Origin of the sequence: Nitrososphaera sp., assembly GCF_050748925.1 — an archaeon.
In the GTDB taxonomy this organism is placed as follows: domain Archaea; phylum Thermoproteota; class Nitrososphaeria; order Nitrososphaerales; family Nitrososphaeraceae; genus Nitrososphaera.
This window is the reverse complement of sequence record NZ_JBOGQF010000104.1, coordinates 1-6,285: the sequence shown is the minus strand read 5'-3', so window position 1 is coordinate 6,285 and position 6,285 is coordinate 1. Positions and strand designations below refer to the sequence as shown.

Below are 6,285 nucleotides of genomic sequence, written 5' to 3'. Positions count from 1 at the left end.
GCTGACGGCACCCACATCTAGTATGCCGCCGAGGTCTTCACTTGGCACCCCGGCAGCAAGGTCGTAATAGCCGTCGGCGTTAAAGTCGGCGCTTGTGACAGACGCGCCATAATGATCGTCATCCTCTGAAAAATCGGCCAGTCCGGGGCTATCCTGGAAGAACCGCTGGTCTGGCGTTGCAGTAGCCGACAGGCCTGATGAAGAGCCGTACAGGATGTTTACGGAACCTGCGCCGGGGTGGCCGTTGATGCTTTCGTTTGGAATGCCTATGGCAAGGTCTGCAAAACCATCTTTGTTAAAATCGCCGGTGGCAAGTGACGCACCAAACCCGTCGCCTGTTTCCGCGCTATCTTCTACGTCGGGGGTTTCCTGCGTCCAGAATTGGTTTGCTACAGGAACGTTTGGAGACAGCCCAGTCGCAGAACCATAAATGACGTTGACGGCGCCTGCGTCTACAATCGAACCGACGTCTTCACCGGGCACTCCAATTACCAGGTCGGAATATCCATCCTTGTTGAAATCACCCGCTGCAACTGCCGCTGCAAAGTGGTCGCCAGCTTCTGACGAGTCTCGGATGTTGGTGGACGCATCACCTGCGACCGAGTAGTCCTGGAAGAATCTCTGATCAGGAGTCGAGGTAGCGCTGAGGCCAGATGCGGAACCGTGGATGACGTTTACAAGGCCGGCATCTGCTTTGCCATTGACGTCTTCCAGCGGCACTCCGATCGCCAGATCGGCATAGCCATCGCCGTTAAAGTCTGTCTCTGGCGTGTCGGCCGCTGCCTTTGGAATGCTAGCGGGGAGCGATATCGCCAAAAGCATGATTGCGGATAAAAAGAATACGGCAGTTTCTTGGATTCTTTTACGAGTTAGCGGTATTTTAGAGAGAATGTTACTTCTCATATCTATCGCGCATCGATCTTGTATTTAAAAAGACATGCAACAACCTACCGGAACAGTGCCAATGAAATGCGCAGAATATCCATAAAAGAATTAACAATTACCCGCGTTTTTGTCGTTCCACTGGAAACGCGCGCTGGTGCTAGCTGCCGGCTATTGCCTTTCTTACGGCCGCTTCCATCTCGGCCACGACTGCTGCCGAATCTGCGGGGTCGCTGCTAAAGGTCGCGCCGGCGGCATAGTCGTGGCCGCCGCCCTCTGGTAGGCCTGCGGCAATAGCCCTGCACGACACGCGGCTGTTGCTCCTCCGTATGCTCACCTTGCCCTTGGCGCTGTAAAACATGGCAAGGTCGGCGCCTGTTATCGCAAACACCTCTTCAGAAAAGAGGCTGCTCTGCAGGTAGGGCGACGTCGGCACGTACGCAACCTTGATGCCCTGCACCTCCTTTACCCGCATCGCAGACAGCACCGAGATCTTGGCCTCGTCGCGCAGCCTGGCATACTTTTCATAGTCGTCGTGCATCTCTACGTCCCACAGCACGCCTTTTGCCGACTTTCTCGCAAGGTCGGTGAGCCGGTGGTAAAAGTCGGGAAATGTCTGGTAGTATTTTATCAGCTCTGTTATCGGCGTGAGGTACTGGTCCTTGGTGAAAAAGTCCATGGTGTGCGCCATGCCTGCGAGCCGGGACGCAAGGTCGTTCTCGGGCAACAGCTTTTCTGCCATCAGGTCGGCCGCGCATTTTGTGCCGGAAGCGTCGTGCACCAGCTCCACATGTTGCCTGGCCATGTCGATTGCGGCCTGCGACCAGGGGTGGTGGTCCACCCACATCAGCTTCCAGCCGTTGCTCACTGCATCTGCAAATATCTGCCTGCAGATTTCTATCGTGTCGTCGTTGAGCCCGAGGTCCGCGATTATGACAAGCCCGCGCTCTTTGGAAGAATGCGTCGCAGAATAGATAAAGTTGCCCATCTTTTGAAAATTCTCGGCGCCATAGCCGAGGAACACCGTCATGGCCTGCGGGTACCGCACAAGCCCTATTGCGGCAGAGTAGAGCCCGTCAAGGTCAGACTCGTGGGAAAAAATGATGACCTTCATTGCGCATTTTGCAGCAGTCCCTTTAATGAACTTGTTTTTTCAAACACCCGGCCTTTTGGGACCAGGCCGGCGAAATCCTTCCGGGAAAGGAGCGTATTGTTGAGTGCGACGTAGCACGGCATGCCGGCGCTGTTTGCGGCCTTTACTCCAAGGGGCGCGTTTTCAACCACAACTGCCTGGCCTGGCTTTAGCTGCAGTTTCTTCAAAGCTGTATTGAAGGCAAGGGGGTCGGGCTTGCCCTTTTTCACGTCGTCTGCAGTTACCAGGACGTCAAAGAGGTCCTTGCCAATGCTTGCCTCAAGCACGGATTCGACGTCGCGCTTGCTGGAGCCGCTCACCACCGCCTTTGCCTGCTCCAGGCCCTCGATCATTGCCTTTACGCAGGGAAACGCGGCCGGCCTCTTTATCTCCTTGAAAATCGCGTCCTTTTCCTCGACGACTTTGCCAGCCTTTGCAGAAACGTTGCGCTCCTTTAGCAGCTTTTCGACGAGCTCTATGCCGCGCATCCCTTCCAGCTCGTAAAACACCTTTTTTTCGACGTCGATGCCGGCTATGTCCTGAAAAGCCTGCCTCCACGCCTTTATGTGGGACGGCATAGAGTTGACGAGCACGCCGTCCAGGTCAAAGATTACACCCTTCACGACGTCAGGGTTTGGCAGGCGCACTATAAATTCCGTGTCAGCGCATCCTTTCCATCCAGTCATCGTTGCGATAGTTGTCAGGGTTGAGCCGGAAACCCTGCACCTGCTCGCTTGGGACGTCACTAAGCTTCAAGTTGTACCGCAGCTTTTTCTTTTTGAACTGCTTGTCAAGCCAGATGACAAATCGGTCTTCTATCGTGCCGGCCTCCTGCTTTTCAATGTCATGGTAGACGTCAAGCAGTATCGAGACAAAGCCGGGGTCGAAGTAGAGGTAGAAAAAGTCCCATCCCAGGTATTTTTTGCCGACAGACGAGCACTCGACGTTGCCTTTTTCATGCGCGCCCAGCTCGAGCGTGCCTATGAAGTCCATTATCTTGAGCCTCTCTTTTTCAAAGTCGAGGCAAGACCCCGAGATTATGATTGCAGGGCCTCTCTCGATGTGCCTGCGGTTTACCAACTAATTTACAGATCCATTTTCGATATATAAGCAGCTTGGAACCTAGAGGTAACGCTTCAAGACGGCTGACACCCGCTCGACGCCAAGGTCCAGGAAATAGTTGCCGATCCTCGGCCCCTTCTCCGTGTTGAGGAACATCCTGTACAGCATGGTGAACAGCTCCTTTGGCTCCGTGCCGTTTGCCCTCGCAACATCGAACACCTTTGACTGCAGCGCCTTGGCATTTTCAGGCGTCTCTTCCACTCCTGCAAAGCCGGGCAAGACGCCAAGCAACTCTGTCACCACCTTTCTCTGCGCGTCTGACAGTTGCACTTCAAATTTTTCGTCGCTGGTGTTGTCGTCTGCCCAGTTTGACGCAAGGGCTATTTTCTTCATAATGCCTTCCGTCTTTTCCTTGGCCATGCCGTACTTTACTAGCCGGGCAAAGACCTTGTCGTGCCTGTCCGGATCCTTTGGGTAGATTGACGCCTGCTGCGCCAGAAAGATATAAGGCGCGTGCACGCCGGGCTGCTTGGGCGGGCTCAGCTTGTTGATGTATTCGTATATGCCCTTTATCTTGGTCAACTTTGCAAGGTTGTCTTCCTTTACCTTGCCAAAGTAGAGGTCTTCGTAAGAGTCATACTCGTCCATCAGGGTTGGCACGTCGTCGAGGCCCACGTGGTGCGTGCCGGCGATGCGCTTGAACAGCAACAGCAGTATCGACTCGGGCGTCCCGTACCTGAGCCACATCTGTGGCGTCAGCACGTTGCCTGCCGACTTGCTGATTTTTTTGCCCGACTTGTCGAGGAACATCTCGTACTTTACGTGCAGAGGGTGGTGGCAGCCAAGGATCTCGTCGCAGACCCAGTCATTCACCCTGACAGAGTCCATGATGTCCTTGCCGTATGCCTCAAACCGGACGTCAAAGGCCTGCCACCGCGCCGCAAACTCTACCTTCCATGCCAGCTTGCCGTCCCCCTTTGCAATGTCAGATTCGCCAGAGTGGCCGCAGCCCTTTACCTCCTGCTTGCCGATCCTGCTCCCCTTGCAGCTGTACAGCACCTTCTTTTCTTCCGGCAGGTACTTTTCTGCGACTGCCGTGTACAGGCGGCCGCAGTTGGCGCAGACTGGGAAATAAGGCAGGACGCTGACGTACTTGTCCTGGCCGACAAACTCGGCAATTTTGGTCCCCAGCCTGTCACGGTTTTGCAATATTGTCTCTATCTGCTTTACCAGCTTGCCGGACTTGTAGGCATCCCTGCCGCTCTGGAAGCGGTATTTTATTCCCGTCCTGTCCAGCCCGTCAAGGAGCAGGCTGCTCATGTGCGCGCCGTACGACGCGTGGCAGTCGCCAAACGGGTCCGGGATTTCAGAGACCGGCCTTGCAATGTGATCCTGGAGCCACTCGGGCAGGCCGGCTGGTATCTTGCGCAGGCCGTCCATGTCGTCAGAATACGCCATCAGTTCGGCCTTGTAGCCCATGTTCTGGAGCGCAAGCGCGATGCCGTAGGCGCGCACTGCGTCGCCCATGCTGCCAATGTGCGGGATTCCGGAAGCGCCGAGGCCGCTTTCCACGTTTATCAGGTCGAGCTTCCGGCCAAGCTTTTGCTCCCGCTTTACTAGTGTGTCTGCGACCTTGTCAAGCCACGTGCCTCTGCCGATTATCTTTTCGTCTTCCATCTATAGCACCTTTGACACGTAAGGACCGTCTTGGCTGTAGCCCAGTTGTTTTTTATAGTATTCCCTCGTGCCCACTGCGCTGATGACTGTGATTTTGCCCACGCCCAGCTCTTCCCTTGCCACCCTTTCAGCCTCTTGCATAAGTTTCATTCCATAGCCCCGGTGTTGATATGAACCAGCATCGGTCGCAGAGCCGACGTTGACCACCTGGCCGTACACATGGAGCTCGCGCACTATGGCCGAGTTGGCAAGCTCGGGCCGGTGCGGCCTTGCGACCTTTCTCAAGCGCAAAAAGCCAAGGACGGTCTGGCCGTCAGCGCTTTCATATGACAGGAAAACCTCTTTGCCGCCCGACGCGTCATAATCGAGCCTCTTCATCTCAACGTCCCCGGCGTCAGGGTATTTTTTCTGCAGGCCCGCCTCCCTGCACCTGATGCATCTGCATTTGATTCCCTGTTCATGAAGCCGGGCAAGCACTATTTGCCGCAGGTTGCCACTCTTTGGCCCGGCGACAATGTCCCTTGACTCGATCTCGCGCTGGACGCGCATGATGCGCACATAGGGCGGCACCATCTTTTTCATCTCCACTATCACGTTGATGAGGTCGTTGTCAGAATACGCGCGGTACTTGCCGGCGCTGTGCAGCTGGTAGAGGCCGGTGTGCTCCAACACCAGGGTCGGGTATACCTTGAGCATGTCGGGCTTGAAATCGCCGTCGTGAAACAGCCGGCGGAAATCCTCCACGTCCTTTTCCGGCGTCGACCCCGGCAGGCCCGGCATCATGTGAGCGACTATTTTATAGCCCGAGTCGCGGGCGACTCTGAACGAGTCCCTGACGGCTTGCAGGTCGTGGCCGCGGTTGACGAGCCGGTAGACCTCGTCTCGCAGCGACTGGACGCCTATCTCAACCCTTGTGACTCCAAGTTCCAGCATCAAGTCGACGTGCGGCTCTTTGCAATAGTCCGGCTTGGTCTCTACCGTAAACCCGACGCAACGGTTCTCGGCAGTTTCGTTTGCGGCCATTGCGCCTTCCAGGCTTTCAGATGGAAAGCCGTTAAGCGCGTCATAGCACGACTTGGCAAACCCGCGCTGGTATGCAGATGGCATGAACGGAAAAGTGCCGCCGACTATCACTATCTCTGATTTGCCGGTGTCGTGGCCGCGCGCCTGCAACTGTCTCATTTTTGACTCGACCTGGTCGTAAGGCTCGAAGTTGAATTGCTGGGCAGCCCTTGTCGCCGGCTCTGTCCCGGTGTAGGAGAGCGGCGTGTTGAACTCTATTCCGCCGGGGCAATAGATGCACCGGCCGTGCGGGCACTCGTACGGCTTGGGCATGACTGCTATTACCGCGACGCCGGACGCCGTCTTGGCCGGCTTGACCATCAAGAGCTTGCGGTACCTGCTCGCCTTGGCAAGGCGGCTGATAATGTCCTCGTTTGCAGGCACGGTGGCAAGACGGTATCTTGCAGCGGTTTCCCTAACTATTCTGCGCACGACGGCAGCCGACAGCCCGCCGTCTTGCTCCAGCCGGC

6 protein-coding genes are annotated in these 6,285 nt (G+C 56.0%); all 6 read right to left on the bottom strand.

Going from position 1 to position 6,285, the window contains the following annotated elements:
• On the bottom strand, positions 1-822 hold an 822-nt coding region (locus ACREAY_RS08925), incomplete at its 3' end, for an FG-GAP repeat protein (protein WP_431755424.1).
• 220 nt (positions 823-1,042) lie between these two features.
• Positions 1,043-1,996: a DHH family phosphoesterase gene (locus ACREAY_RS08920; RefSeq protein WP_431755423.1), complete on the bottom strand. Its 954-nt coding sequence runs from the start codon at positions 1,994-1,996 to the stop codon at positions 1,043-1,045.
• Positions 1,993-2,637, bottom strand: a complete 645-nt coding sequence (locus tag ACREAY_RS08915; protein ID WP_431755422.1) for an HAD family hydrolase — start codon at positions 2,635-2,637, stop codon at positions 1,993-1,995. The genes ACREAY_RS08920 and ACREAY_RS08915 overlap by 4 nt, the downstream gene beginning before the upstream one ends.
• Before the next feature lie 37 nt (positions 2,638-2,674).
• Complete coding sequence (locus ACREAY_RS08910) at positions 2,675-3,094, bottom strand: hypothetical protein (protein WP_431755421.1); 420 nt, start codon at positions 3,092-3,094, stop codon at positions 2,675-2,677.
• Positions 3,095-3,136: 42 nt separating this feature from the next.
• Positions 3,137-4,753, bottom strand: coding sequence for a lysine--tRNA ligase (gene lysS, locus ACREAY_RS08905; protein WP_431755420.1), 1,617 nt, complete (start codon positions 4,751-4,753; stop codon positions 3,137-3,139).
• Positions 4,754-6,285: elongator complex protein 3 (locus ACREAY_RS08900; RefSeq protein WP_431755419.1), on the bottom strand; the 1,532-nt coding region annotated here is incomplete at its 5' end. It lies immediately after the preceding gene.